Genomic DNA, 26,777 nt, shown 5'->3' on the forward strand with positions numbered 1-26,777 from the left:
GACGGTTACTGCGGCATGAAAGGTTCATTCTTGTTGAGCCTGTGACAAAATAGCACAAGTTGAATGCAGCAAAGCGGAGCCATCATCATGCAGGATCGTAACTTTGACGATCTGGCGGACAAATTCTCACAGAACATTTATGGCACGCGCAAAGGGCAAGTGCGCCAGGCGATTGTCTGGGACGAACTGGAAGCTCTGTTACCGACATTGCCTGCCGGATCCTTGAAGGTGCTGGATGCCGGCGGCGGCGTGGGACAAGTCTCAAGCGGCCTGGCGGCGCGCGGTCATCAGGTTGTGCTGTGCGATCTCTCTGCTGAGATGCTGAAGCTGGCGGAAGCCCATGCGCTTGCCGCGGGTGTGAGCCACAACATGCAATTCAAACAAATTAGCGCCCAGCAGGTGGGCGAACATTTGGATACGCAGGTTGATCTGGTATTGTTTCACGCGGTGTTGGAATGGGTCGCGCATCCGGAAGAGGTGCTGCAAGCGCTGTGGCACACGCTCAAGCCCGGCGGCGTGCTGTCGTTGATGTTTTACAACGCGCATGGCTTAACCTTCCGCACCCTGACGCTTGGCAACTTCGGCTATATGCGCGCCAATATGAGCAAACGTAAAAAGCGCACGCTGTCGCCCGATTTCCCGCGCGATCCGGATGATGTGACGCGTTGGCTGACAAACTGCGGATTTAAAATTGAACGGCGTGCGGGTATTCGCGTCTTCTGTGATTACATGAAGCCGCAACCCGGCGCAGGGAAGAGCGTTGAGGAAATCATTGAGATGGAACGGCGTTTCTGTCGCCAGGAGCCCTTTTTAAGCTTAGGGCGCTATATCCACGTGACCGCGCGCAAACCCAGCCAGAAGGATCAACTATGAGCGAATTTTCCCAGACGGTCCCCGAATTGGTGGCATGGGCGCGCAAGAACGATTTTTCGCTTGCGCTGCCGGTAGAACGTCTGGCCTTTTTGCTGGCCATCGCCACCTTAAACGGTGAGCGCATGGACGGCGAGATGAGTGAAGGCGACCTGATTGACGCGTTTCGTCACGTTAGCAAAGCATTCGAACAAACCCACGAAACCGTGCAGGTCCGTGCCAATAACGCCATTAATGACATGGTGCGTCAGCGCTTGCTGAACCGCTTTACCAGCGAGCTGACGGAAGGGCATGCCATCTATCGCCTGACGCCACTCGCCATCGGCATTACCGACTATTACATCCGCCAGCGCGAGTTCTCCACGCTGCGCCTGTCGATGCAGCTGTCGATTGTGGCGCAGGAGTTGAAACGCGCCGCGGATGCAGCCGAAGAGGACGGTGATGAATTCCACTGGCATCGTAACGTGTTTGCGCCGCTGAAATATTCGGTGGCGGAAATCTTCGATAGCATCGACATGACGCAGCGTCTGATGGATGAGCAGCAGCAAGCGGTGAAAACCGATATTGCCGATCTGCTTAACAAAGACTGGCGCGCGGCGATCTCCAGCTGTGAAATGTTGCTGTCGGAAACGTCCGGTACGCTGCGTGAACTGCAGGATACGTTGGAGGCGGCCGGCGATAAGCTGCAGGCCAACCTGCTGCGCATCCAGGATGCGACGCTGAGCAGCCCGGATCTGGGCTTTGTCGATAAGCTGGTGTTTGACCTGCAAAACAAGCTCGATCGCATCATCAGCTGGGGCCAGCAGGCTATCGATCTGTGGATCGGCTACGACCGCCACGTACACAAGTTTATTCGTACCGCCATCGACATGGATAAGAACCGCGTGTTTGCTCAGCGTTTACGCCTGTCGGTGCAAAACTATTTCGATCAGCCGTGGGCGCTGACATACGCCAATGCCGATCGTCTTTACGATATGCGCGATGAAGAGATGACGCTGCGTAATGACGAGGTGATGGGCGAGCTGCCGCCGGAAATGGAATACGAAGAGTTTAATGAGATTCGCGAGCAGCTGGCCGCGATGATCGAAGAGGCGCTGCAGATTTATAAGCAGGAGCAGAAGCCGCTCCATCTGGCCACGGTGATGCGCGACTATCTGTCGCAGTATCCGCGCGCGCGCCACTTTGATCTGGCGCGTATCGTCATCGATCAAGCGGTGCGACTCGGCGTGGCCGAAGCTGATTTAGCCGGTCTGCCTGCGCAATGGCAGGCCATTAATGATTACGGAGCCAAGGTGCAGGCACATGTCATCGACAAATATTGAACAAGTGATGCCAGTCAAACTGGCATTGGCTCTGGCAAACCCGATTTTCCCGGCGCTCGATAGCCAGTTACGCGCGGGTCGCCACATTGGCATTGAAGAGCTGGATAATCACGCCTTCCTGATGGATTACCAGGAATATCTCGAAGAGTTTTACGCGCGCTACAACGTTGAGCTGATCCGTGCGCCGGAAGGCTTCTTCTATCTGCGTCCGCGTTCAACCACTTTGATTCCGCGCTCGGTGTTGTCCGAGCTGGATATGATGGTGGGCAAAATTCTTTGCTATCTCTATCTCAGCCCGGAACGTCTGGCGAATGAGGGGATTTTTACCCAGCAAGAGCTGTACGACGAACTGCTGTCGCTGGCCGATGAGAGCAAACTGCTCAAGCTGGTCAATCAGCGTTCCACCGGTTCCGATCTTGACCGCGCCAAGCTGCAGGAAAAAATGCGCGCGTCGCTGAGTCGCCTGCGCCGTCTCGGCATGGTGTGGTTTATGGGCAACGACAGCAGCAAATTCCGCATCACCGAATCAGTGTTCCGCTTTGGCGCCGACGTGCGCAGCGGTGACGATGCGCGTGAAGCGCAGCTGCGCCTGATACGTGACGGTGAAGCGATGACGCTGGAAAGTGCGCCGGCTGCGACTGAGAACGATGAAGCAGATAACGATATTGACGCTGAAAGCGACGCGAGTGATAACGCGGAGGATGAACAAGCATGATTGAACGCGGTAAATTTCGTTCGCTAACGCTGATCAACTGGAACGGCTTCTTTGCCCGTACTTTTGATCTTGATGAACTGGTCACCACGCTTTCGGGCGGTAACGGTGCGGGTAAATCCACCACCATGGCCGCCTTCGTGACGGCGATGATCCCCGACTTAACCTTGCTGCACTTCCGTAACACCACCGAAGCCGGTGCAACTTCCGGTTCGCGTGATAAAGGTTTGCACGGCAAGCTACGCGCCGGCGTCTGTTATTCGGTGCTGGATGTGGTTAACTCACGCCATCAGCGCGTGATTGTTGGTGTACGTCTGCAGCAGGTGGCGGGACGCGATAAAAAGGTCGATATCAAACCATTCAGTATTCACGGCTTGCCGAGCGATTCACAGGCGACCGATATGCTGACCGAAATCCTTAATAACCGCCAGGCGCGCGTGTTGCCGCTGACGGAAGTAAAGGAGCGAGTGGAAGCACAGGAAGGCGTGCAGTTCAAACAGTACAACTCGGTCACCGATTACCATGCGGTGCTGTTCGAGCTCGGAGTGGTGCCGCGTCGTCTGCGTAACGCTAGCGATCGCAGTAAGTTTTATCGCCTGATTGAAGCTTCGCTGTACGGCGGTATCTCCAGCGCTATCACCCGTTCACTGCGCGATTACCTGCTGCCAGAAAATGGCGGCGTGCGTAAAGCCTTCCAGGATATGGAAGCTGCACTGCGGGAAAACCGTATGACGCTGGAAGCGATTCGCGTCACCCAATCCGATCGCGACCTGTTTAAGCATCTGATCTCGGAAGCCACCAACTACGTTTCCGCCGACTACATGCGCCACGCCAACGAGCGTCGTATTCACCTCGACGGTGCGCTGCAGCTGCGTAATGAGCTGTTTACCAGCCGCAACCAGCTGATTTCCGAACAGTATCGCCACATTGAAATGGCGCGCGAGTTGTCCGAGCACAGCGGTGCTGAGAGCGATCTGGAAAGCGATTATCAGGGCGCTAGCGACCACCTGAATCTGGTGCAAACCGCCATGCGCCAGCAGGAAAAAATCGAGCGTTACGATGCCGATCTGGAAGAGCTGACCTATCGCCTCGAAGAGCAGAACGAAGTGGTTGCCGAAGCGCGCGAAGTGCAGGAAGAGAATGAAGCACGCGCCGAAGCGGCTGAAGTGGAAGTCGATGAGCTAAAAAGCCAACTCGCCGATTTCCAGCAGGCGCTCGACGTGCAACAGACGCGGGCAATCCAGTATCAGCAAGCTTTGCAAGCATTGGAAAAGGCGCGCACGCAGTGTCAGCTGCCTGATTTAACCATCGATAACGCGGCCGAATGGCAGGAAACCTTCCAGGCGCGTGAAGAAGAAGCCACCGAGCGCCTGCTGCGTCTGGAACAGAAACTGAGCGTCGCCGAAGCGGCACACAGCCAGTTTGAGCAAGCGTTAGCGTTAGTTACCAGCATCGCCGGTGACGTCAGTCGTCAGGATGCGTGGCAAGTGGGGCGCGAATTACTGCGCGACGCTGGCAATCAGCGCCACCAGGCCGAACAGCTTTCCTCGCTGCGTCTGCGCCTCAATGAATTAGAAACCCGTCTGCGTGAGCAGCATGATGCTGAGCGTTTGCTGGCGGATTTCTGCAAACGTCAGGGCCAGCAATACGATGCGGATGCGCTGGACGGCTTGCAGCGTGAACTCGAAGCGCAGATTGAGCAACTGAATAGCAGCGTTGCCGATGCCGGTGAACGCCGCATGTTGATGCGTCAGGAGCTGGAGCAGCTGCGTGAACGCATCACTGCGCTGACCGCGCGTGCGCCACACTGGCTGGCGGCGCAGGAAATCCTGACGCAGCTGAGCGAGCAAACCGGTCAGGAGCTGAACAGCAGCCAGCAAATCACCGAATTTATGCAGCAACTGCTGGAGCGCGAGCGTGAAACCACGGTTGAGCGCGACGAGCTGGCCGCGCGTAAGCGCGAAGTTGAACAGCAGATTGAACGTCTGAGCCAACCGGGCGGTGCGGAAGATGCGCGACTGACGCAGCTGGCGGAACGTTTTGGCGGCGTGCTGCTGTCGGAAATTTATGATGACGTTACGCTGGATGATGCACCGTACTTCTCGGCGCTATACGGTCCATCGCGCCACGCCATCGTGGTGCCAGATCTGTCGCTGGTGCGCGACCTGCTCGACGGTTTAGACGAGTGCCCGGAAGATCTCTATCTGATTGAAGGCGATCCGCAAGCCTTTGACGACAGCGTATTTAGCGTCGAAGAGCTGGAAAAAGCGGTGGTGGTGAAAGTGGCTGAGCGTCAGTGGCGCTACTCCCGCTTCCCGAAAGTGCCGCTGTTTGGTCGCGCGGCGCGTGAAAACCAGCTTGAGTTGCTGAACAACGAACGTGAACAGCTGGCTGAACGTTATGCCACGCTGTCGTTTGATGTACAGAAAACCCAGCGTCTGCATCAATCCTTTAGCCGCTTCATCGGCAGCCATTTAGCGGTGGCGTTTGACGAAGATCCGGAAGCGCAGATTCGTCAGCTTAACAGCCGTCGTGGCGAGCTGGAGCGCGCGCTGGCGCAGCATGAAAATGACAATCAGCAGCAGCGCGCGCAGTTTGAGCAGGCAAAAGAGGGCGTCAGCCAGCTGAACCGCCTGTTGCCGCGCGTTAATCTGCTGCTCGACGACACGCTTGGCGATCGCTGTGAAGAGATCCGCGAGCGCGTTGAAGAAGCACAGGAAGCCGCGCGTTTCCTGCATCAGCACGGCAGCAAACTCAGCAAGCTGGAGCCGCTGATTGCGGTACTGCAAAGCGATCCGCAGCAGCACGAACAGCTGCAGCGCGACTATCAGCAGGCACAGCAGCAGCAGCGTGATGCGCGTCAGCAAGCCTTTGCGCTGACCGAAGTGGTGCAGCGCCGCGCGCACTTCAGCTATGAAAGTTCGGCTGGCATGCTAGGTGGCAACAGCGATCTCAACGAACAGTTGCGTCAGCGTCTGGAGCAGGCGGAAGGCGAGCGCAGCCGCGCACGCGAACGTCTGCGTGGACATCAGGCCCAGCTGACGCAGTATTCGCAGGTGCTGGCATCGCTAAAAAGTTCATACGATGCCAAACGCGACATGCTGAAAGAGTTGCAACAAGAGATGCAGGATATCGGCGTGCATGCCGATGCCAGTGCAGAAGAGCGCGCGCGCATTCGTCGTGATGAGCTGTATAGCGCGCTAAGCCACAACCGTGCGCGTCGCAACCAACTGGAAAAACAGATCACCTTCTGTGAAGCCGAAATGGACAGCCTGCAGAAAAAACTGCGCAAGCTGGAACGCGATTATCATCAGATTCGTGAGCAGGTGGTCAGCGCGAAAGCGGGCTGGTGCACGGTATTGCGTCTGGTGAAAGAGAATGGCGTTGAGCGTCGTCTACATCGTCGCGAGCTGGCCTATCTCAGCGGCGATGAGCTGCGTTCGATGTCGGATAAGGCGCTGGGTGCGCTGCGTCTGGCGGTGGCGGATAACGAACATCTGCGCGATGTGCTGCGTATGTCTGAAGATCCGAAACGTCCGGAACGTAAGATTCAGTTCTTTATCGCGGTGTATCAGCATCTGCGCGAACGTATTCGCCAGGACATCATTCGTACCGACGATCCGGTTGAAGCCATCGAGCAGATGGAGATTGAGCTGAATCGTCTGACCGAAGAGCTGACGGCGCGTGAACAGACGCTGGCAATCAGCTCACGCAGTGCGGCGAACATCATTCGTAAAACCATCCAGCGCGAGCAAAACCGTATTCGCCAGCTGAACCAGGGGTTGCAGGCGGTGAGCTTTGGTCAGGTGCGCAGCGTGCGCCTCAACGTGAACGTGCGTGAAGCGCACTCAACGCTGCTGGATACGCTGTCGGAAGAGCATGAACAGCATCAGGATCTGTTTACCAGCAACCGCTTAACCTTCTCGGAAGCGCTGGCGAAACTCTATCAGCGCCTGAATCCGCAGATCGATATGGGCCAGCGCACGCCGCAAACCATCGGTGAAGAACTGCTCGACTACCGCAACTATCTTGAGATGGAAGTGGAAGTGAACCGTGGCACTGACGGCTGGCTGCGTGCAGAAAGTGGCGCGCTCTCTACCGGTGAAGCGATCGGTACCGGGATGTCGATTCTGGTGATGGTGGTACAGAGCTGGGAAGAGGAATCACGTCGTCTGCGTGGCAAAGATATTTCGCCGTGTCGTCTGCTGTTCCTCGATGAAGCGGCACGTCTTGATGCGCGTTCGATCGCCACACTGTTTGAGCTGTGCGAACGTCTGGAGATGCAGCTGATCATCGCGGCGCCAGAGAACATCAGCCCGGAAAAAGGCACCACCTACAAACTGGTGCGTAAAATGTTCAATAACACCGAACATGTGCATGTGGTTGGGCTGCGCGGCTTCTCGGCAGATCCTGCACCGAGCAAGGATCAAAGTCCTAAGGTCGGTCTTGAATATGAGAATTCATAGCGCTTAATCTGGTTAAAAAACAGCACTACGTTTAATCTGTATGCGGCATCTGCACTGAGAGGCAGATGCCGTTTTTTATTCGTATACTCAACATTATGAGTATGGCTGTACATGGCGATCACAGGGCGCTATGTCATTGGTGAGAAGGGGGCAGGGATGTTGCTAAACAATAAGAGCAAAATGAGTCGTGCTGCAGTAGCACTCGGTTTGTCACTGGTACTATCGCCGCTGGCTGTGAGCCATGCGGCCATCACCTCCACGCTACCCAATTCAACGCACCACAGTTCGATGTCGGTTGCTGCCAGCCAACAGCAGATTCAGCAGGCGTTCAGCGCCACTGAACAACCTTTCTATTTGCCCGGTTTAGCCGGCATTTATGCGTCGCGCGATATGGCTCCGCTGTGGCAAGACCCGCAAGCGGTGCAGGCTTTCCAGCAGCAATTGGCGGAAGTGGCGCTCTCTGGCGTGCAGCCGCAATTCACCCGCTGGGTTGAGCGTCTGACCAATCCGAACATCAAAGGCCTGGCGCGCGACATCGTGCTCAGTGATGCGATGCTTGGTTATCTGCAGTTTGTTGCCAATGTGCCGACGCAGGGCGAAACCTGGCTCTACAGCAATGTGCCTTACAAGCTGACCATGCCATCTCTGGCGGCCATCAATCAGTGGCAAAATGCGGTGAACGGCGGCGGCAGCCGGACTTTTGTGGTCTCGTTGCAACCGCAGCATCCGCAATATGCGCCGATGCATAATGCGCTGAAAACGCTACTCACCGACGATCGCCCGTGGCCACAGCTGCGTGATACCGTTACGCTACGCCCGGGGCAGATCAGTAATGATGTGCCTGCGCTGCGTGAGATTCTGCAACGCACCGGCATGTTGACCGCCAGCCATAGTACTACGCCAACGCCGGCGGAAGACGCGGTACCAACTGCGCCGGTTCCGGTGAGCCAAAGCAATCAGCCGGTGGCGGTGAGCCCGTCTGCGGCAAACTTTGATGATATTGATGCGGCTCCGGCTCTCGCGGCGACGCCTGAAGTGGCCAATAATGTGGCTGCCAATCCGACGGCAACCGGACCCAACGTCTATGACGCTGCGCTGGTGGAGGGCGTTAAACGCTTCCAGCACTGGCAGGGATTGGCCGATGACGGCGCAATTGGTCCGCGTACCCGTGAATGGCTGAATGTGCCGCCGCAGATGCGTGCTTCGCTGCTGGCGCTCAACATACAGCGCCTGCGTCTGCTACCGGATGATATGCATAACGGCATCATGGTGAACATTCCCAACTATTCGCTGACCTACTACAACAACGGCGCCACCATTTTGTCATCACGCGTGATTGTGGGTCGTCCTGACCGCAAAACGCCGCTGATGCGTAGCGCGCTGAATAATGTGGTGCTCAATCCACCGTGGAACGTGCCAACCACGCTGGTGCGCCAGGATATTGTGCCGAAGGTGAAACAAGATCCGACTTATCTGTATAAGCACGGTTATACGCTGTTGTCGGGCTGGAGTGCGGATGCGGAAGTGATCGATCCTTCGATGATTGACTGGCGTATGGTGTCGGCTGCGAGCTTCCCGTATCGCATTCGACAGGCGCCGGGCGCAACCAACTCACTGGGTCGCTACAAATTCAACATGCCGAGTTCGGATGCGATTTATCTGCACGATACGCCGAACCATAACCTGTTCCAGCGCGATATTCGTGCGCTCAGTTCGGGCTGTGTGCGCGTGAATAAAGCCTCAGAACTGGCCGATCTGCTGTTGCAGGATGTGGGCTGGAACGACGGCCGTATCTCAGACACCTTGAAAGAGGGAAATACCCGTTACGTGCCGATTCGCCATCGTATTCCTGTGAACCTTTACTATTTAACCGCATGGGTCGCAGATGACGGCCAGCCGCAATATCGTACAGATATTTACAATTATGATAATCCCGCCCGTTCCGGTAGTCAGGTACTGCATAAAGCCGGTCAGTTGTTACTCTAGTAATTGATTTGGCTGTTTTCTCTTCACATGAATTTAACCAAGACCAGTCTCGAAAATTTGATTTTGAGCTGGTTTTGGTCTTCTGCAACATATTCTGGGTTGACTGAGTCTTAGGCGGACGTTAATGTTCGGCCTTGTGTACTTTTCGCACATATTTTATCCGCTTTAGATTAGGTAACCTCGCTTCATGGCTAATATTGATTCTCAACGTCGTCGATTACTCTTGATTGGAGGCGCAGCAGCAGGATTATCACTGCTTCCTGGCTCCGCTCTGGCTTCGCTTTCCACCGCCCGCCCACGAGTATTGACGCTTAGTAACCTTCACACCGGTGAAACCCTTAAAACGGAGTTTTTTAACGGTAAGCGTTATGACAAGGATGAGTTAGCCCGCTTAAATCACTTCTTCCGTGATTACCGCGCCAATCAGGTGAAGACCATCGATCCCCATCTTTTTGACCAGCTTTACCGCCTGCAAACATTGCTGGATACGCGCAAGCCGGTGCAGTTGATCTCGGGTTACCGCACCTTAGCCACCAACACCATGCTGCGTGAATCGGGCCCGGGCGTGGCGAAAAAAAGCTATCACACTAAAGGACAAGCGATGGATTTCCACATTGAGGGAATTTCGTTGAGCAATGTTCGCAAAGCGGCGTTATCTATGCGCGCCGGTGGTGTAGGATATTACCCGCGCAGCAACTTCGTACACATAGATACCGGGCCCGCAAGGCACTGGTCCTGATACCGGCAGCGCTGCGTGTGTCGGTCATGGAGCGCTATGAACTACCAAATTATTCCGGTTACGGCTTTTTCCCAAAACTGTTCAGTTATATGGGATGACGAAACCCAACAAGCCGCACTGGTCGATCCCGGCGGCGATGCGGAAACCATCAAAGCCGTGCTGGCAGAACGTGGTTTAACGCCGTCGCAGATCTTGCTCACGCATGGACATCTTGATCACGTTGGTGCCGCTGCCGAGCTAGCGGCACATTATCAGGTGCCCATTGTCGGTCCGCATCCGCTCGATGCTTTCTGGTTAGATAATCTGCCCACACAAAGCCGCATGTTCGGTTTGCCCGAGTGCGCGCCGCTCACGCCCGATCGCTGGCTGGAAGAGGGTGAAACTGTGCAGGTTGGCAATGTCACGCTGGAAGTGCTGCTTTGTCCGGGCCATACGCCGGGACATATCGTGTTCTTTGATCGGGTTGGGCGTCTTCTGATTTCGGGAGATGTGATTTTCAACGGTGGCGTTGGACGCACCGATTTCCCGCAGGGCAGCCACAGCGACCTGATCGATGCGATTAGAACCAAGCTGTTGCCGCTAGGCGATGATGTGACTTTCGTGCCGGGGCACGGGCCAATCTCGACGCTAGGCCGCGAACGCATCAGCAATCCGTTCCTGCAAAAATAAAAAAATGGGCCCTTTTGGCCCATTTGTCGTTATTTGCCGCCTGATTTATAAAACCGCGACAATCGCCTCACACAGCGCCGACATATTGTCTGGCGTCATGCCTGCCACATTAACGCGACCCGAGTTCACCGCATATACGCCAAACTCCTCACGCAGACGCACTACCTGATCTTTGGTCAGGCCGCTGAATGAGAACATGCCGTTCTGCTTGATGATGAAGCTAAAGTCTTGATTAGCGCCTTTCTCCGCCAGTGTGTTCACAAACAGCTGACGCATGCGCTGGATGCGCTGACGCATATCGGCCAGCTCCTGAATCCAGATGGTGCGCAGCGCGTCATTGCTGAGGATGGTGGCGACGACCGCCGCGCCGTGTGACGGCGGGTTAGAGTAGTTGGCGCGAATGGTGTATTTCACCTGGCTAAACGCAGTTTTCGCTACGTCGCTGCTCGCTGCAACCAGCGTTAGTGCACCTACACGCTCATTATACAAACCGAAGTTCTTCGAGTAAGAGCTGGCAACAATCAGTTCCTGATGTGAAGCGGCAAAAATACGCAGCCCTTGCGCATCTTCATCCAGACCGCGAGCAAAGCCCTGATAGGCGAAATCAAACAGCGGCAACCATCCTTTCTCTAGCGACAGTTGCGCCAGCTGTTGCCATTGCTCTGCAGACGGATCAACGCCAGTTGGGTTGTGGCAGCAGCCGTGGAACAGCACTACATCGCCTGCTTTGGCTTCCTGCAGCGATGCCACCATGGCGTCGAAATCCAGGCTGTGGCTTGCGGCATCGTAATAATCGTAATCACACACTTCAAGGCCAGCAGCGCTGAACACATTGTTATGGTTCGGCCAGCTTGGGTTGCTCACCCAAACGCGCTTGACGCTGGTCTGGTTTGCCAGAAAATCTGCCGCTACGCGCAGGGCACCGGTGCCGCCTGGCGTTTGTGCGGTACAGGCGCGACCCGCAGAAATCAGCGCGCTCTCTTTGCCGAACAGCAACTCCTGCGTGCATCGTGCGAAATCCGCCAGACCATCAATGCTCAGGTAGTTCTTGGTGGTTTCATTTTCCAGCAAATACTGCTCAGCTTTTTTAACACTGGTGAGGACCGGCGTTTTACCGGTTTCATCTTTATAAACACCAATGCCAAGATTGATTTTATTCGGCCGGTCATCGGCACGAAAAAGGTCAGCCAGTCCCAGAATAGGATCGGCGGGTGCGGCAGAGATCGATTCAAACATGAGTCAGTTCCGTTTAGGTGAACTTTAGCGAAATGAGCTATCAGGTTAACGTCAGTCGGCACGCTTGCCAACCGCTGATATAAAAAAGAAATATGTCGGTGAGATAAAGTAGAAAAGCTAATTGCGAAGCCGATCACTGAAATGCAAAACGGAGCCCAAGGGCTCCGTTTTTAGGTATTACGCAATGCTAATCGGGTGATTAGAACTGGTAAACCAGGCCAACGCCAACTACGTCGTCGGTGCTCACGCCCTGAGCGCGGGTGTAATCGTTGTCATCCAGCAGGTTGATTTTGTAGTCAACATAGGTAGACATGTTTTTGTTGAAGTAGTAGTAGGTACCCACTTCGATGTATTTAACCAGGTCAGCATCGCCACCCGCGAAGGTTGCACCGTTAGCGGTGTTACCATTCAGCTGCTTGCCTTTAGACTGCAGGTAAGCGATGGATGGACGCAGACCGAAGTCGAACTGGTACTGTGCAACCACTTCGAAGTTCTGAGTTTTGTTAGCAACCTGACGAGCGGTGCTACCGTAAGCAGTGGTGTTACGTGATTCACCGTAGAATGCTGCCAGGTATACGTTGTTCGCGTCATATTTCAGACCGAAACCGTATGCGTCAGCTTTGTCGCCGTTACCATCTGCAATCTGAGCGTTAGTACGGTCAGAAGAGAAGTAAGAACCTACTGCGCTAACACCCATACCGGTGTCATACGCTACAGAAGTACCCCAGCCGTCACCGTTCTGAGCCAGTGGATCACGAGAACCTTCGTTTTTGCCCTGGTACTGTGCTGCGAAGCTCAGACCTTGGACCAGACCGAAGAAGTTGCTGTTACGGTAAGTCGCCAGACCGCTTGAACGACCAATCATGAAGTTGTCGTTGTCTTGATACAGAGTATCGTCACCGAATACTGGCAATTGGTCAGTGTAGGACATTGCGTCATAAATAACGCCGTAGTTACGACCGTAGTCGAATGAACCTGCATCACCAAATTTCAGACCTGCAAAGCCCAGACGGGTTTTGTTGCCATCCTGAGCGTCGCCGCCTTCGGTGTTGTTAGCCTGAATGTTGTATTCCCACTGGCCGTAACCGGTCAGTTGGTCAGTGATCTGAGTTTCACCTTTGAAACCGAAGCGAACATAAGTTTTGTCGCCATCATCGCTAGCGTTATCAGAGAAAGAGTGACGTGCATCGACTTTACCGTACAGGTCCAGCTTGTTGCCGTCTTTATTATAGATTTCTGCTGCGTTTGCTGCGCCGGCAGCTAACAGAGCAGGGATAACCACTGCAAGAATGTTGCGCTTCATCATTTTTTATTACCCTCATTGGAGTTATTTGGACATCTGCCACTGCTGCCAAGAAATCTTTACAGAACCTTGAAAGAAGTTTGATGTCTCCTGTGTCTGCACGCATCTTTCCATCACAGGGTTGCTAATTCTAGCCCGAAGATGATTCAAATCTCGCAATTAAGTATCAAAAGGAAAAATTGTATGACAATTTGTAAAAATTCGGGAACTTTGTGAGAGAACTCTAAATTTACAAAAATAAAAAAAGGCCGGCTAGGCCGACCTCTTTATATATATGAATTACTTATAATTAATCGCTAAATTTAGAAATTCGCGTTGCGTGGGGTACGCGGGAAGGGGATAACATCCCTTACATTTTGTACGCCGGTGACATAGGCGATTAATCGCTCGAAACCTAATCCAAAGCCGGCATGTGGCACGGTGCCGTAACGGCGCAGGTCACGATACCACCAATAATCTTCTTTATTGAGGCCCATTTCTGCCAGACGCGCATCCAGCACATCCAGACGCTCTTCACGCTGTGAACCCCCGATGATTTCGCCGATGCCCGGCGCGAGAACATCCATCGCCGCTACGGTTTTGCCATCTTCGTTCATGCGCATATAGAAGGCTTTGATGTCTTTCGGGTAGTTTTTCACTACCACCGGCGCTTTGAAGTGCTGCTCTGCGAGATAACGCTCGTGTTCGGATGAGAGATCCACGCCCCAGGAAACCGGGTTCTCGAAGCTCTGGCCGCTTTTCAGCAGAATATCAACCGCATCGGTGTAATCCACCTGAGCAAAGTCGGTAGTCACGAAACGCTCGAGACGCGCAATCGCATCTTTATCCACGCGCTCAGCAAAGAAGGCCATGTCATCAGCACGCTCGTTGAGAACGGCCTGGAACACGTATTTCAGCATAGATTCTGCCAAAGCGGCCGCATCATCCAGCGTCGCGAACGCCACTTCCGGCTCCAGCATCCAGAATTCCGCCAGGTGACGGCTGGTGTTGGAATTTTCGGCGCGGAAAGTGGGACCAAAGGTGTATACCTTTGACAGCGCACAAGCGTAAGTCTCGGCGTTGAGCTGGCCGGATACGGTCAGGAAGGCTTCTTTACCGAAGAAGTCTTTATCGAAATCGATTTTGCCCTGCGGATCGCGCGGCAGGTTTTCCAGGTCCAGCGTCGAAACGCGGAACATCTCGCCAGCACCTTCGGTATCCGAAGCAGTGATCAGCGGAGTCGAAACCCAGAAATAGCCGTTTTCGTGGAAGAAGCGATGCAGCGCCTGCGCCAGCGTATGACGCACGCGCGCCACGGCGCCTACAAGGTTGGTACGCGGACGCAGATGCGCCACTTCTCGCAAATATTCGATGCTGTGACGTTTCGCCGCCATCGGATAGGTATCCGGATCGTCAACCCAGCCAGTAACTTCAACGTTAGTCGCCTGCAGCTCGAAAGCCTGGCCTTCGCCCGGCGATTCGACCACTTTACCGGTAATGATTACCGAGCAGCCGGTGGTCAGACGCAGCACTTCATCCTGATAATTATTCAGAGAATTATTAACGACGGCCTGAACGGGATTAAAGCAGGAACCGTCGTAAACGGCGATAAAGGAAAGACCAGCTTTGGAATCTCTTCGGGTACGCACCCAACCACGTACGGTGACTTCATTGTCAACCGCGACACGGCCGTGCAGTACATCCGCTACAGGCACAACGCTCATAAAGTTCTCTCTATATATAAAAGAAGGTGGATAAAAGCCCTTTTTCAGGGTTTTGCTATGTTACTTGCGAGCCCACAGGAAACAAGCAAAATTGCCGGGTAAACAGGAGATTTGTTGCGTGAGAGCAGGGCGCAAGCGCCCTGATATAAGAATCAACTGGCTCTTTTGACCAGCGGCAGATCGAAGGCTTTGCGCAAGGCGCGCACGAAGGCTTTATCCTGGCAAATGGTTTTGCCGGGGCTGTCGGAGAGTTTTGCCACCGGTTTGCCATTGCAGCTCACCAGTTTGATCACGATATTCAGCGGCGTAACGCCCGGAATATCGCAGGACAAGCGCGTTCCGATACCGAACACCACGTTGGCACGTTGGCCAAAGTGGCGATAGAGCGCTAGCGCTTTGTCCAGATTGAGGTTATCCGAGAACACCAGCGTTTTGCTTTTGGGATCGATATCCAGCCGCTGATAGTGCGCAATGGCTTTTTCACCCCATTCCAGCGGATCGCCGGAGTCATGGCGCAGGCCTTGATAACGATGCGCAAAGCCCGGGCCAAAATCGCGCAGGAAAGCATCCATGGTAATGCAGTCGGTTAAAGCAATACCTAACTGATCGTCATACTCATCCAGCCAGGATTGCAGCGCCGCACGTTGGCTGTTCGCCAATACCGGGCTGATTTGCTGGTGCGCCTGGAACCATTCATGCGCTTGTGTACCCACCGGATCAAGCTGCAGGCGACGCGCCAAATCGTAGTTGCTGGTGCCCACCAGCCACGGAAACTCCGCTTTAAGCGTAGCGACGATCGCTTCCTGTACCGCTTTGGAGTAGCGGCGCCGCGTGCCGAAATCCATTAGCTGGAAGCGCGACATATCCCAATCGCCGACCTGCTGACGGAAATTCGTAAGCTTATGCTGCAAGTGCGCAACCGCCTGATCCACACCCATCTGCGGCGTGCGGTGGCGATGCACCACCTCACTGATCAGCGCCAGCAACGGCACTTCCCACAAAATCACTTCACGCCACGGCCCGCTGATCTGAATGGTCAGATGGCCGTTGTTGTTACGCACGTTGACTTGTGAGGGATCGAGGCGGAACTGGCGCAGCCAGTCAAGGTAATCGCGTTGGAAGAAAGGCAGCCCGCTGAGGTAGTGATACTCATCGTCGCTCAGGGCGAGCGTTTGCAGGGTTTCAATTTGTGCGCGGATCTCGTCCGCATAAATACCGAGCAGTTCGTCGCCACGGCAGCGAAATTCCGCCGTAACCGGGACATCATAATAGCGATGATAGACGGCCTGCTGCATGTGAAGCTTATACGCATCGGTATCAAGCAGCGTGGTCAAAATCGGGGAAGCATGTCCAGTCATGGTGCGTTTCAGCATCCTCTTCCGCGGAGCAGAGCCCGGTGTTCAACAAAGTCATAAAGACGCAGGAGTATAAAACAGTAATGACTGCGATCACACCATAATTGCGGGTGGCAGGTCGAGGGTCATTTGTGCCATTGTTAATGAATTGTAGCCTTTTCAACGAACGCACGCATTGACCGTGGCAACAGAGGCACAACCCGCTTAGACTTTGACGGGTCAACATATTAACGATTTAACGATGCGAGAAGGACTCATGACGCAACAGCCGCAAATTAAATATCGCCACGATTACCGTGCGCCGGACTACACCATTACCGATATCGACCTGACTTTTGATCTGGATGCGGCTTCAACGCGTGTCACGGCGGTCAGTCAGGTGAAGCGTCTGGGCGCTACCGATGCGGAACTGCGTCTGGATGGCGAAGATCTCACGCTGGTATCGCTGGCGGTGGATGGCAATCCGTGGCCGCATTACCGCGAAGAAGAGGGCGCGTTGTTCATTAGCCAGCTACCGGACAACTTCACTCTGACCATCATTAATGACATTCATCCGGATAAAAACACCGCTCTGGAAGGGTTATACCAATCCGGCGATGCGCTTTGTACCCAATCTGAAGCCGAAGGTTTCCGCCATATTACGTGGTATCTCGATCGCCCAGACGTGCTGGCGCGCTTCACCACCACCATTATTGCCGATGCCGCGCGTTATCCTTATTTACTCTCCAACGGCAACAAGCTGGAGAGCGGTCGCCATGAAGATGGCCGCCATTGGGTGAAGTGGCAAGATCCGTTCCCGAAACCGTGCTACCTGTTTGCGCTGGTGGCGGGTGATTTCGACGTATTACGTGATAGTTTTACTACGCGTTCAGGCCGCGATGTGGCGCTGGAGATCTTTGTCGATCGCGGCAACCTTGATCGTGCTGATTGGGCGATGACCTCGCTGAAAGCCAGCATGAAGTGGGATGAAGAGCGCTTTAACCTTGAGTACGACCTCGACATCTTTATGATCGTCGCGGTGGATTTCTTCAATATGGGGGCGATGGAGAACAAAGGCCTTAACGTCTTCAACTCCAAATATGTGCTGGCGAAAGCCGAAACCGCCACTGACAAAGATTACCTCGGCATTGAAGCGGTGATCGGTCACGAATATTTCCACAACTGGACCGGCAACCGCGTGACCTGCCGCGACTGGTTCCAGCTCAGCCTGAAAGAGGGGCTGACAGTGTTCCGCGATCAGGAGTTCAGCTCCGATCTCGGTTCGCGCGCGGTGAACCGTATCGATAACGTACGTGTGATGCGCGGTGCGCAGTTCGCGGAAGACGCCAGCCCAATGGCGCACCCAATCCGTCCGGATCAGGTGATCGAAATGAACAACTTCTACACCTTAACGGTGTATGAGAAAGGGTCAGAAGTGATCCGCATGATGCACACCTTGTTGGGCGAAGAGAATTTCCAGAAAGGCATGCAACTCTATTTCGAGCGTCACGATGGCAGCGCCGCCACCTGCGATGATTTCGTGCAGGCGATGGAAGATGCCTCGAACGTCGATCTGTCGCAGTTCCGCCGCTGGTACAGCCAGGCGGGCACGCCAGTTCTGACGGTGCGCGATGACTACAATCCAGAGCTGGAACAGTACACGCTGCACGTCACCCAGCGCACGCCGGCCACCGCCGAGCAGAAAGAGAAGCTGCCGCTGCACATTCCGCTGGATATCGAACTGTACGATAACGAAGGCAAGGTGATCCCGCTGCAGCATAACGGTCATCCGGTGCATCACGTGCTGAACGTTACCGAAGAGTTCCAGACCTTTATTTTCGATAACGTTTACTTCCAGCCGGTGCCATCGCTGCTGCGTGAATTCTCTGCGCCCGTGAAGCTCGACTACAAATGGAGCGATGCGCAACTCACCTTCCTGATGCGCCACGCGCGTAACGACTTCGCGCGCTGGGATGCGGCGCAAAGCCTGCTGGCAACCTACATTCGCCTCAACGTCGCACGTCATCAGCAGGGCCAGCCGCTATCGCTGCCGCTGCATGTGGCAGATGCGTTCCGCGCGGTGCTGCTGGATGAGCAGGGCGATCCGGCGCTGAAAGCGTTGATTCTTTCGCTGCCGTCTGAAAATGAAATCGCCGAACTGTTTGATGTCATCGATCCGCTGGCGATCTCAGCGGTGCGCGATGCGCTGGTGCGTACGCTGGCTAAAGAGCTGAGTGACGAATTCTTAGCGCTCTATCTGGCCAACCAAAGCAGCGAATACAAAATTGAGCACGCGGAGATTGGCAAGCGCACGCTGAAAAATGTCTGCCTCGGTTACCTGGCCTTCGCCGATGCGGCACAGGCGGACAAGCTGGTGCAGGCGCAATATCAGCAGGCAAACAACATGACCGATGCGTTAGCGGCGCTGTCTGCAGCGGTGGCGGCGAACCTGCCGTGCCGCGATACGCTGCTGGCGGCCTACGATGAGCGCTGGCATCAGGATGGTCTGGTGATGGATAAATGGTTTGTGCTGCAAGCCACCAGCCCAGCGGCGGACGTGCTGAGCAATGTGCGTGAGCTGCTGAATCACCGTTCGTTCACCATGGGCAACCCGAACCGTATCCGTTCACTGATTGGTGCGTTCGCGTCTGGTAATCCCGCGGCGTTCCACGCTAAAGATGGCAGCGGTTATCAGTTCCTGGTGGAGATGTTGACCGATCTCAACACGCGCAACCCGCAAGTGGCTGCACGCATGATCGAGCCGCTGATTCGCCTGAAACGCTACGATGCCGATCGTCAGGCGCTGATGCGTAAAGCGCTGGAAACGTTGCAAGGGCTGGATAAGCTGTCGGGCGATTTGTACGAGAAAATCACCAAGGCGTTAAACGCGTAAGAAAACCATGCGCAATAAATTGCGCCGCTACGAATAAATGTATGCATTCGTAGCGGCGCGATTTATCGCGCGTCTTTAATTAACTCTGCTGCGCAAACTTCAACGGCTGTTCTGACGAGCCGCGCTTCATCACCCGATCCAGCACTTCCGCTTCCAGCTCTGCCAGACGTGCCGATCCGCGACGGCGTGGGCGCGGTAAGTCGACGATCAAATCCAGGCCAATCTGGCCTTCCTCAATCAACAATACGCGATCGGCAATAGCCACCGCTTCGCTGACATCGTGCGTCACCAGCAGCACGGTGAAGTTATGCTGCTGCCACAGCGACTCAATCAATCCCTGCATTTCGATACGCGTCAACGCATCCAGCGCCCCGAGCGGCTCATCGAGCAGCAGCAAACCTGGGCGGTGAATCAGCGCACGCGCCAGCGCCACGCGCTGTTTCTGCCCGCCAGACAACGCGGCAGGCCACTCGTTGGCACGATCCGCCAATCCCACGGCTTCGAGTGCTTCCAGCGCGGCGGCGCGCCATTCGCGGCCTTTCAGTCCCAGCCCAACGTTATCAATCACCTTTTTCCACGGCAGTAAGCGTGAATCCTGGAACATCAAACGCGTATCTTCGCGTGCCTCGGATAACGGCGCGTTGCCCGCCAGCAACGCCCCGCGCGTGGTGGATTCCAGACCCGCCAGCAGGCGCAGCAAGGTACTTTTCCCGCAGCCGCTACGGCCGACCACGGCGACGAACTGCCCGGAGGGAATATGCAGATCGATATTATTCAGGATGGTGCGATCGCCATATTGCTTGCTGACGCCATTTACACTAACCGGTGTACCGCGATTTAAGCGCGCCGGATTTAGGGTTGCGTTGCTCATGCGTTCTCCTTCACTTGGTAAGCCGGATGCCAGCGCAGCCAGACGCGCTCCAGCAGTTGTGCCGCGACGTCGGCGAGTTTGCCGAGCAGGGCATAGAGAATGATGGCCACCACCACCACGTCGGTTTGCAGGAATTCACGGGCGTTCATCGCCAGATAACCAATGCCAGAGTTAGCGGAAATGGTTTCGGCGACGATCAGCGTCAGCCACATCAGGCCAAGGGCAAAACGTACGCCAACCATAATTGAAGGCAGCGCACCCGGCAGAATCACCTGAATGAACAGGCTCCAGCCAGACAAGCCGTAGCTGCGCGCCATCTCGACCAAACCCCGATCAATATTACGAATGCCGTGATAAGTATTCAGGTAAATCGGGAACAGCGTGCCCAGCGCCACGAGGAAAATCTTGGCGGATTCGTCGATGCCGAACCATAAAATCACCAGCGGAATCAGCGCCAGATGCGGCACGTTACGCAGCATCTGCACCGAGGTATCCAGCAAGCGTTCGCCGACGCGCGAGGTGCCGGTAATCAAACCCAGAATCAAACCAATCGAGCCACCAATAGAGAAACCGATGGCGGCACGCCAGCTGCTGATCGCCAGGTTTTGCCACAGTTCTCCGCTCACCGTCAGCTTCCAGAAGGTGATGAGGATGTTTTCCGGCGACGGCAAAATGCGCGTCGACAGCCAACCCACTTGCGATGCCAGTTGCCACAGCGCAATCAGCACCACCGGCAACACCCACGGCAATACAGCATTGGTCAGCCTGGTTTTAACGTTCGCCATCATCTGCTCCTTTAGCTCTGCGACACTTTTTGCGGCGTGAAATCGTTGGCCACCGCTTCACCGTGCGCTTGCACCACGCGCGGCTTCGGCACTTCCGGAATCGCCAAATCGAGGTGCGGGAACAGCAACTCACCCACGCGATAAGCCTCTTCCAGATGCGGATAGCCGGAGAGAATAAAGGTCTCGATGCCGAGATCCTGATACTCCTGCATGCGCGCCGCCACGGTTGGGCCATCGCCCACTAACGCGGTACCTGCGCCGCCGCGCACCAGGCCGACGCCGGCCCACAGATTCGGGCTGATCTCCAGCTTGTCGCGACGTCCACCGTGCAGTGCGGCCATGCGCTGCTGGCCTACCGAATCGGTGCGCGCAAACGCGGCCTGCGCTTTGGCAATGGTGGCATCGTCGAGATGGGCAATCAGGCGATCCGCCGCTTGCCACGCTTCTTCATTGGTTTCGCGCACAATCACATGCAGACGAATCCCGAAGCGCACGGTGCGGCCTTGTGCCGCCGCTTTGGCGCGCACTTGCTCAATCTTCTCTTTAACTAACGCCGGCGGTTCGCCCCAGGTGAGATAGACATCGACCTGTTCAGCGGCCAGATCCTGCGCGGCATCTGATGATCCGCCAAACCACAGCGGCGGACGCGGTTCCTGCACCGCTTTAAACATCAGACGCGCACCGCGCACCTTCACATGCTTGCCTTCGTAATCGACGGTTTCGCCTTCGCTTACCCGCCGCCAGACGCGGGTAAACTCAGCGGACTCTTCATAGCGTTCACGGTGATCGAGGAACACGCCATCGCCGGCTAACTCTTCCGGATCGCCGCCGGTGACCAGATTAAACAGCGCGCGACCATTTGACAGACGATCCAGCGTGGCGGCCTGACGCGCCGCCTGCGTCGGTGAAATCACGCCCGGACGCAGTGCGACGAGGAAACGCAGACGCTGCGTAACCGGAATCAATGACGCCGCCACCAGCCAGGCATCTTCACAGGAGCGGCCGGTAGGGATCAGCACGCCGCCGAAGCCAAGGCGATCCGCTGCCTGCGCAATCTGTTGCAGATAACCATGATCAACCGGGCGCGAACCTTCCGCGGTGCCAAGATAGTGGCCATCGCCGTGCGTCGGGAGAAACCAAAATACGGATACGCTCATGATTAATTTCCTTTAGGCTGGGCGGATTGTGGATGCCAGATGCGGTCAGCAATATTCACTTTTACCGGCATCAGATGATTGGCATAAAACAGATCGGCCGTTTGCTGTTGGGCCTGCGCGGTATGGGCGCTGACCGGCGTAATGGTGGTCGGTGGACGATGGTCGAGATAGCTGGCAATTACCGGTTTTGGTAAGCCCATCGCATTCGCCAGCAGATCGATACTCTGGTCGCGCTGGCTGCGCGTTAGCGCATCGGCTTCGCTGAAGGTATTCAGTACCTGCTGCACGAAGGCGCCGTTCGTCTCGGTGTATTTGCGCGTGGCTAAATAGAAGGAGCCGGTTTGATTGAGTTTGCTGCCGTCGGCCAGCACGCGCACGTTGCCTTGCAGCAGCGCGGCAGAGTAGTAAGGATCCCAAATCGCCCAGGCATCAACGTCGCCTTGCTGAAATGCGGCGCGCGCATCGGCGGGCGTCAGATAGGTTGGCTGAATGTCTTTAAAGCTCAGTCCGGCCTGTTCCAGCGCACGCAGCAGCAGGTTGTGCGAGCTGGAGCCTTTCTGGAACGCCACTTTATGGCCTTTCAGTTCGGCCACGCTGTGAATTGGGCTATCTTTCGGCACTAAAATCACTTCGGCTTGCGGCTTGGATGGCTCCGAGCCGACATAAAGCAGATCGGCACCTGCGGCCTGAGCAAACAGCGGCGGGATGTCGCCGGTGCTGCCCAAATCGATGCTATCGACGTTAAGCGCCTCGAGCATCTGCGGGCCCGCCGGGAATTCCACCCACTTTATGTTGGTGCGCGGGAAGCGCTGCTCCAGCAGCTTGTGGGTTTTCGCCAATACCATGCTCACCGAACCTTTCTGGTAACCGATACGCAACTGTTCTGGTGCGTCGGAGGCCTGCGCGCTCACGCTCAAGGTGAGCAGCGCCGCGACGGCTGGCATGAGTAAACCCGTCAATATCCTTTTCATCTCTCTTCCTTTATACCGCTTGTGCGTAAGGTGGGTGGCGACGATGCAGCGCGTGCCAGAAGGTATCCAGCGCTTCATCAATGCGTTGCGACAGCAGCGGATCGAGCAGCGGCTGGCGGTCGTAATCGGTAATCTGGCCGTCAGTGGCGAACACGCCGTGCAACACTTCCTGTGCCTTTAGCGCGTTGAGTACCGGCTTCAGCGCGTAGTCCACCGCCAGCAGATGTGAAGCACTGCCGCCGCTGGCCAGTGGCAACACCACTTTGTGTTCCAGCGCGCGCTCGGGCAGCAGATCGAGCAGGGTTTTCAGTGCGCCGGAAAACGAAGCCTTATAAATAGGCGTGGCGACAATTACGCCATCCGCCAGCGCCAAATCGGCTTTCAACGCGGCCAATGCGGGAGAATCGAAGCGTGCATAGAGCAAATCTTCAGGCTGGAAGTTGTGAATATTCCATGGAATCACTTCGACACCGCGCGCTTCCAGCGCGTGCTGGCACAGGCTCAGCAGCGCAGTAGAGCGTGAAGGGAAGCGAGGGCTGCCCGCCAGCGTAATAACCCGCATGGTCACTCCTTATAACTTAAAGTTATTGATTATCTGATATTCAGAACTGATGTGTTCAATACTGTCAGAGCAGGCAGCGAGGCTTAAATGATTTATCTGGTAATCCTAAGTCGCAAAATGGGATAGCCAGTAGCATATAAAGAGGGGATGAAAACGCAGGTTTCAGGCGCTTAGGTATAATCTGAAAAGCGAGGCTGCGAGGGTGCAGTTATATAAATCCTGCGGCCTCATTGAATGACGTTAATGATTAAAGGGCGTGATGCATGGGTAAAACAGAGTAGTAACCAGAGAAATATATTTATACAGACCGCGCAGTTACCGATTGCATGCAGTGCTTGATATTGAAAGTTATGGAAAAAGATAAACAATTCTCCACTATTCACTCCCTCATGAATCGGATAAAACTGAGCAACAGTTGTTTATTTCCTAATTTACCGTGGTTTTTATTTCACGAAATTTATGTCTAAACGCGAATAAAGGTTAATAAAATACGCACTATTCAACCCGCTTGTTACAAGTCATGCAAATTTTCGCCAATCAACATCACACTTCATGCAGCTGCGCTGAACAATTAATTTCGTAAGTTACATGTTAATGCTAATCGTGGTTGGAATTACAATTCCAGGCCTGTTTATAATCGGTTGAGCTAATTTCCGCTAGAACACGATAACGATATTTCACTTATTTATTTACGCCCGCGTTTTGTGGCGTGAACTGCCGTTGCGGCAAACCAATTTATTTTTAGGGAGATATATATGGGTAGTTCTTCATTTGCTCAGGATTTAACTGAGCAGCGGGTCGCGCCTGCCACCTTCAATCGCATCTCACCCTCACCTAACGCTGCAGAAGAGCTGGTATGTTACTGGCTGCAACCCGATGCTGCGGGATCGCATCTCACCTCGTCATTGCTGCCGACCTTTCCGCACAGCACGCCGGCTCAAGATGATTTCCTGCTGTTCAGCGCGGAACGCAGCGCCTTGCCGGCCAACCTGCTGCAGGACGTGGCAAAGCTCAGTGACCAGCGTCCCGAGCTGAACTGTTTTGTGGTCTCACTGGCGAAGCGCGAGCTGGCGAACGGTTTACACTCTTCTCTGCAGCTGTTCCAGCAACTGCATGCGCAGCGCTGGTGGCAGCAGGGCGGCTTTGCGGTGATCTTGCGTGCTGGACTGGCCCGCGCGGGTGGGCCGCTGACGCGTATTCAGGATGTGATGCTGGCCGGATTACTGCATACACAAACGGCGTGGGTACTCGATTACGCTAGTGAAGCGTCGCTGACTACTCAGGTAGAAGCCTCGCCGCGCTTAACCTATCAGCAATTTATTACCGATTATGAAAAACTCACGCGATTGTCACACTATATTCCGGAGCGAAACCGCTATCGGGAAAGTTATTTACGCAGCGGCTTATTACAATTAGTCCAGCACGAGTTAAGTGGTGCCGATAAATTCTCAGATAATACCCGCCATGCATTAACCTACTTTGCGGAAAACTTTCCGGCCAAAGGTGCAATGGAAAAACTTATGTTGAAACAACCTGACATCTATTTCGCCATGATGAAAATGAGAAAAAAGCTGGGCGCTTAGCACCAACGTTAATTTTAAGAATAACTCCGGTGTGCGCGTGAATACTTTTATGTCACGCTTAAGGCCACTGAGATAATCCCCAGATGCCAAAACACCTATGTCTATAAAACGTAACGCGATTGCCAACTATGTTGGTCAAATCTATCTGACGCTGTCAGGTATTTTGGTTGTACCACTTTATATTCAACACTTAGGTATGGAAGCCTACGGTTTAGTGGGCTTCTTTTCGATTTTATTAACCTGGCTGCAATTACTCGATGCCGGTGTTTCGACCACCTTGATGCGGGAAGCGGCGCGCTATCGTGCTAATCAGGAGGAATTTGTCTGGTTCCCGGCGCTGTTTGCCACGCTGACCAAATTCTTCTTGTTCTCCACGATTGTGCTGGTGGTGTTGGGTTGGCTGGCGACGCCGTGGATTGCCACGCACTGGCTGGATGCGCGTCATCTTCCGGCGGGCGATGTGGTGATTGCCGTGGCGATTATGGTGATCACTGCGGCGATACGCTGGCGCACCAGTCCGTATCGCAGCGTGATTGTGGGCTTCGAACATCAGGTGTGGCTGAACGGCGTCAACCTGATTATCACCACCTTGCGCACCTTTGGCGCGGTGCTGGTGATTCAATTCTTCTCTAATGCGGTATTGGCGTTCTTTGTCTGGCAGTTGCTGGTGTCGATTGCCGAAGCGGCCTGCTGTATCTACAAATCCTGTCAGCTGATCCCCAAAGCGGCGCGCAAAGAGAAGCGCGGCGATCTGAAAGAGGTGCTGAAACCCTTTATTCGTTTTGCGCTCAGCGCGGCATTTTCCAGTGCGGTGTGGACCTTTATTTCGCAAATCGACCGACTGGTGCTCTCCAAGACGCTGCCGCTGAGCGAATACGGTTCGTTTACCGTGGTGGCGACTGCCGCAACTGGCATTCTACTGCTCAGCAGCCCGATCATGCAGGCTATCGTGCCACGCATGACCGGCATGAAAACCCGCAAAGAGGGCGATGCGGAGTCCTTGAAACTTTACCGCTACACCACGCAGGCGGTGGCGATCTTTATGGCGCCGCTCAGTATCACCATCGCCTGTTACGCCGGCCCGCTGCTGTGGGCGTGGACGCAGAAAAGTCAGATTGTTGATGAGATGTCATTTGTCCTTAGCCTGTACGCATTAGGCAGTGGCATTCAGGCGATCTGCGGTTTGCTCTATCACCTGCAATACATCAACGGCAACCTCAAGCTGCACATGAAAGGCTTCACCTGCTTTGCCGTGCTGCTGGTGCCGCTCAACATCTGGTGTGCCATTCACTACGGCGCACTGGGCACCGGTTGGCTGTGGCTGGGCCAAAACATCTTCTATCTGGTGGGCTGGGCGTGGCTGGTGCATCGCCGCTTTGCGCCGGGCATTCATTTCACCTGGTTAACCCGCGACGTGATGCTGATTTGGGCGGTTTCTGCGGCTGTCGCCTGGCTGAGCACCTTGCTGCCGATCGAGTGGAACCAAAATCGCTGGCTCAACCTGCTGTGGCTTGGCTTGATTGGCGCGTTCAATCTCGGCGTCTGCTGTCTGCTGCACAGTGTGGTGTTGAAGCGTCTCAGAATTCCGTTGTTTAACGTTGAGGAAAGAGGATGA

19 protein-coding genes are annotated in these 26,777 nt (G+C 54.9%); 10 read left to right on the top strand and 9 right to left on the bottom strand.

Going from position 1 to position 26,777, the window contains the following annotated elements; translation table 11 throughout:
- Positions 1-87 precede the first annotated feature (87 nt).
- The 7 genes from cmoM (at position 88) to DEU53_RS01785 (ending at position 10,764) form a co-directional block, all read left to right on the top strand.
- A complete protein-coding gene (gene cmoM, locus DEU53_RS01755; protein WP_110865848.1) occupies positions 88-873 on the top strand; it encodes a tRNA uridine 5-oxyacetic acid(34) methyltransferase CmoM in 786 nt (261 codons plus the stop codon).
- On the top strand, positions 870-2,192 hold the full coding sequence (gene mukF, locus DEU53_RS01760) for a chromosome partition protein MukF (protein ID WP_110865849.1): 1,323 nt from the start codon (positions 870-872) through the stop codon (positions 2,190-2,192). Before cmoM ends, mukF begins: the two co-directional genes overlap by 4 nt.
- A complete protein-coding gene (gene mukE / locus DEU53_RS01765) occupies positions 2,173-2,907 on the top strand; it encodes a chromosome partition protein MukE (protein WP_101760949.1) in 735 nt (244 codons plus the stop codon). The genes mukF and mukE overlap by 20 nt, the downstream gene beginning before the upstream one ends.
- The gene (mukB, locus tag DEU53_RS01770; RefSeq protein WP_110865850.1) at positions 2,904-7,370 is read left to right on the top strand and encodes a chromosome partition protein MukB; all 4,467 of its coding nucleotides are present in this window, start codon (positions 2,904-2,906) and stop codon (positions 7,368-7,370) included. Before mukE ends, mukB begins: the two co-directional genes overlap by 4 nt.
- A 156-nt stretch (positions 7,371-7,526) precedes the next feature.
- Positions 7,527-9,356, top strand: coding sequence for a L,D-transpeptidase (gene ldtD / locus DEU53_RS01775; protein ID WP_101760947.1), 1,830 nt, complete (start codon positions 7,527-7,529; stop codon positions 9,354-9,356).
- Between the two features lie 187 nt (positions 9,357-9,543).
- Positions 9,544-10,095, top strand: coding sequence for a YcbK family protein (locus DEU53_RS01780; RefSeq protein WP_101760946.1), 552 nt, complete (start codon positions 9,544-9,546; stop codon positions 10,093-10,095).
- Between the two features lie 36 nt (positions 10,096-10,131).
- Complete coding sequence (locus DEU53_RS01785) at positions 10,132-10,764, top strand: MBL fold metallo-hydrolase (RefSeq protein ID WP_110865851.1); 633 nt, start codon at positions 10,132-10,134, stop codon at positions 10,762-10,764.
- 45 nt (positions 10,765-10,809) lie between these two features.
- On the opposite strand, the gene DEU53_RS01790 is transcribed toward DEU53_RS01785, so the two are convergent.
- The 4 genes from DEU53_RS01790 to pncB form a co-directional block, all read right to left on the bottom strand.
- The gene (locus tag DEU53_RS01790; protein ID WP_110865852.1) at positions 10,810-12,000 is read right to left on the bottom strand and encodes an amino acid aminotransferase; all 1,191 of its coding nucleotides are present in this window, start codon (positions 11,998-12,000) and stop codon (positions 10,810-10,812) included.
- A 199-nt stretch (positions 12,001-12,199) separates the two neighbouring features.
- Positions 12,200-13,306 (bottom strand): porin OmpC, encoded by a 1,107-nt coding sequence (gene ompC, locus DEU53_RS01795; RefSeq protein WP_110865853.1) that lies wholly within the window; start codon positions 13,304-13,306, stop codon positions 12,200-12,202.
- 299 nt (positions 13,307-13,605) lie between these two features.
- Positions 13,606-15,006, bottom strand: a complete 1,401-nt coding sequence (gene asnS, locus DEU53_RS01800; RefSeq protein WP_110865854.1) for an asparagine--tRNA ligase — start codon at positions 15,004-15,006, stop codon at positions 13,606-13,608.
- A gap of 152 nt (positions 15,007-15,158) precedes the next feature.
- Positions 15,159-16,379, bottom strand: coding sequence for a nicotinate phosphoribosyltransferase (gene pncB / locus DEU53_RS01805; RefSeq protein ID WP_110865855.1), 1,221 nt, complete (start codon positions 16,377-16,379; stop codon positions 15,159-15,161).
- A 238-nt stretch (positions 16,380-16,617) separates the two neighbouring features.
- Between pncB and pepN the strand changes: the two genes are divergently transcribed.
- A complete protein-coding gene (gene pepN, locus DEU53_RS01810) occupies positions 16,618-19,233 on the top strand; it encodes an aminopeptidase N (protein ID WP_110865856.1) in 2,616 nt (871 codons plus the stop codon).
- Positions 19,234-19,312: 79 nt separating this feature from the next.
- On the opposite strand, the gene ssuB is transcribed toward pepN, so the two are convergent.
- From ssuB to ssuE, 5 genes are read right to left on the bottom strand one after another with little or no spacing between them, the layout of a single operon-like run.
- Positions 19,313-20,104 carry an aliphatic sulfonates ABC transporter ATP-binding protein gene (gene ssuB / locus DEU53_RS01815; protein WP_110865857.1) on the bottom strand — a complete coding sequence of 264 codons (792 nt, stop codon included), beginning with the start codon at positions 20,102-20,104 and terminating at the stop codon, positions 19,313-19,315.
- Positions 20,101-20,889, bottom strand: a complete 789-nt coding sequence (gene ssuC, locus DEU53_RS01820; protein WP_101760938.1) for an aliphatic sulfonate ABC transporter permease SsuC — start codon at positions 20,887-20,889, stop codon at positions 20,101-20,103. The genes ssuB and ssuC overlap by 4 nt, the downstream gene beginning before the upstream one ends.
- An 11-nt stretch (positions 20,890-20,900) precedes the next feature.
- The gene (gene ssuD, locus DEU53_RS01825) at positions 20,901-22,046 is read right to left on the bottom strand and encodes an FMNH2-dependent alkanesulfonate monooxygenase (protein WP_008102354.1); all 1,146 of its coding nucleotides are present in this window, start codon (positions 22,044-22,046) and stop codon (positions 20,901-20,903) included.
- A gap of 2 nt (positions 22,047-22,048) precedes the next feature.
- Positions 22,049-23,017 carry a sulfonate ABC transporter substrate-binding protein gene (locus DEU53_RS01830; RefSeq protein WP_146222843.1) on the bottom strand — a complete coding sequence of 323 codons (969 nt, stop codon included), beginning with the start codon at positions 23,015-23,017 and terminating at the stop codon, positions 22,049-22,051.
- A 10-nt stretch (positions 23,018-23,027) separates the two neighbouring features.
- Positions 23,028-23,579, bottom strand: coding sequence for an NADPH-dependent FMN reductase (ssuE, locus tag DEU53_RS01835; RefSeq protein ID WP_110865858.1), 552 nt, complete (start codon positions 23,577-23,579; stop codon positions 23,028-23,030).
- A 755-nt stretch (positions 23,580-24,334) separates the two neighbouring features.
- Between ssuE and DEU53_RS01840 the strand changes: the two genes are divergently transcribed.
- On the top strand, positions 24,335-25,162 hold the full coding sequence (locus tag DEU53_RS01840; RefSeq protein ID WP_110865859.1) for a hypothetical protein: 828 nt from the start codon (positions 24,335-24,337) through the stop codon (positions 25,160-25,162).
- 97 nt (positions 25,163-25,259) lie between these two features.
- Positions 25,260-26,777 carry a lipopolysaccharide biosynthesis protein gene (locus tag DEU53_RS01845; RefSeq protein ID WP_110865860.1) on the top strand — a complete coding sequence of 506 codons (1,518 nt, stop codon included), beginning with the start codon at positions 25,260-25,262 and terminating at the stop codon, positions 26,775-26,777.

The sequence above is a fragment of the Pantoea sp. AG1095 genome (genome assembly GCF_003208415.1).
GTDB lineage: Bacteria > Pseudomonadota > Gammaproteobacteria > Enterobacterales > Enterobacteriaceae > Pantoea > Pantoea leporis.

Coding starts and splice junctions, on each gene's coding strand:
- ssuB (WP_110865857.1), bottom strand. CDS start 20,104: ATGAGCAACGCAACCCTAAATCCGGCGCGCTTAAATCGCGGTACACCG.
- DEU53_RS01845 (WP_110865860.1), top strand. CDS start 25,260: ATGTCTATAAAACGTAACGCGATTGCCAACTATGTTGGTCAAATCTAT.
- ssuE (WP_110865858.1), bottom strand. CDS start 23,579: ATGCGGGTTATTACGCTGGCGGGCAGCCCTCGCTTCCCTTCACGCTCT.
- DEU53_RS01785 (WP_110865851.1), top strand. CDS start 10,132: ATGAACTACCAAATTATTCCGGTTACGGCTTTTTCCCAAAACTGTTCA.
- asnS (WP_110865854.1), bottom strand. CDS start 15,006: ATGAGCGTTGTGCCTGTAGCGGATGTACTGCACGGCCGTGTCGCGGTT.
- DEU53_RS01790 (WP_110865852.1), bottom strand. CDS start 12,000: ATGTTTGAATCGATCTCTGCCGCACCCGCCGATCCTATTCTGGGACTG.
- DEU53_RS01840 (WP_110865859.1), top strand. CDS start 24,335: ATGGGTAGTTCTTCATTTGCTCAGGATTTAACTGAGCAGCGGGTCGCG.
- mukE (WP_101760949.1), top strand. CDS start 2,173: ATGTCATCGACAAATATTGAACAAGTGATGCCAGTCAAACTGGCATTG.
- ldtD (WP_101760947.1), top strand. CDS start 7,527: ATGTTGCTAAACAATAAGAGCAAAATGAGTCGTGCTGCAGTAGCACTC.
- ssuC (WP_101760938.1), bottom strand. CDS start 20,889: ATGGCGAACGTTAAAACCAGGCTGACCAATGCTGTATTGCCGTGGGTG.
- ssuD (WP_008102354.1), bottom strand. CDS start 22,046: ATGAGCGTATCCGTATTTTGGTTTCTCCCGACGCACGGCGATGGCCAC.
- mukF (WP_110865849.1), top strand. CDS start 870: ATGAGCGAATTTTCCCAGACGGTCCCCGAATTGGTGGCATGGGCGCGC.
- pncB (WP_110865855.1), bottom strand. CDS start 16,379: ATGCTGAAACGCACCATGACTGGACATGCTTCCCCGATTTTGACCACG.
- DEU53_RS01830 (WP_146222843.1), bottom strand. CDS start 23,017: ATGAAAAGGATATTGACGGGTTTACTCATGCCAGCCGTCGCGGCGCTG.
- DEU53_RS01780 (WP_101760946.1), top strand. CDS start 9,544: ATGGCTAATATTGATTCTCAACGTCGTCGATTACTCTTGATTGGAGGC.
- cmoM (WP_110865848.1), top strand. CDS start 88: ATGCAGGATCGTAACTTTGACGATCTGGCGGACAAATTCTCACAGAAC.
- pepN (WP_110865856.1), top strand. CDS start 16,618: ATGACGCAACAGCCGCAAATTAAATATCGCCACGATTACCGTGCGCCG.
- ompC (WP_110865853.1), bottom strand. CDS start 13,306: ATGATGAAGCGCAACATTCTTGCAGTGGTTATCCCTGCTCTGTTAGCT.
- mukB (WP_110865850.1), top strand. CDS start 2,904: ATGATTGAACGCGGTAAATTTCGTTCGCTAACGCTGATCAACTGGAAC.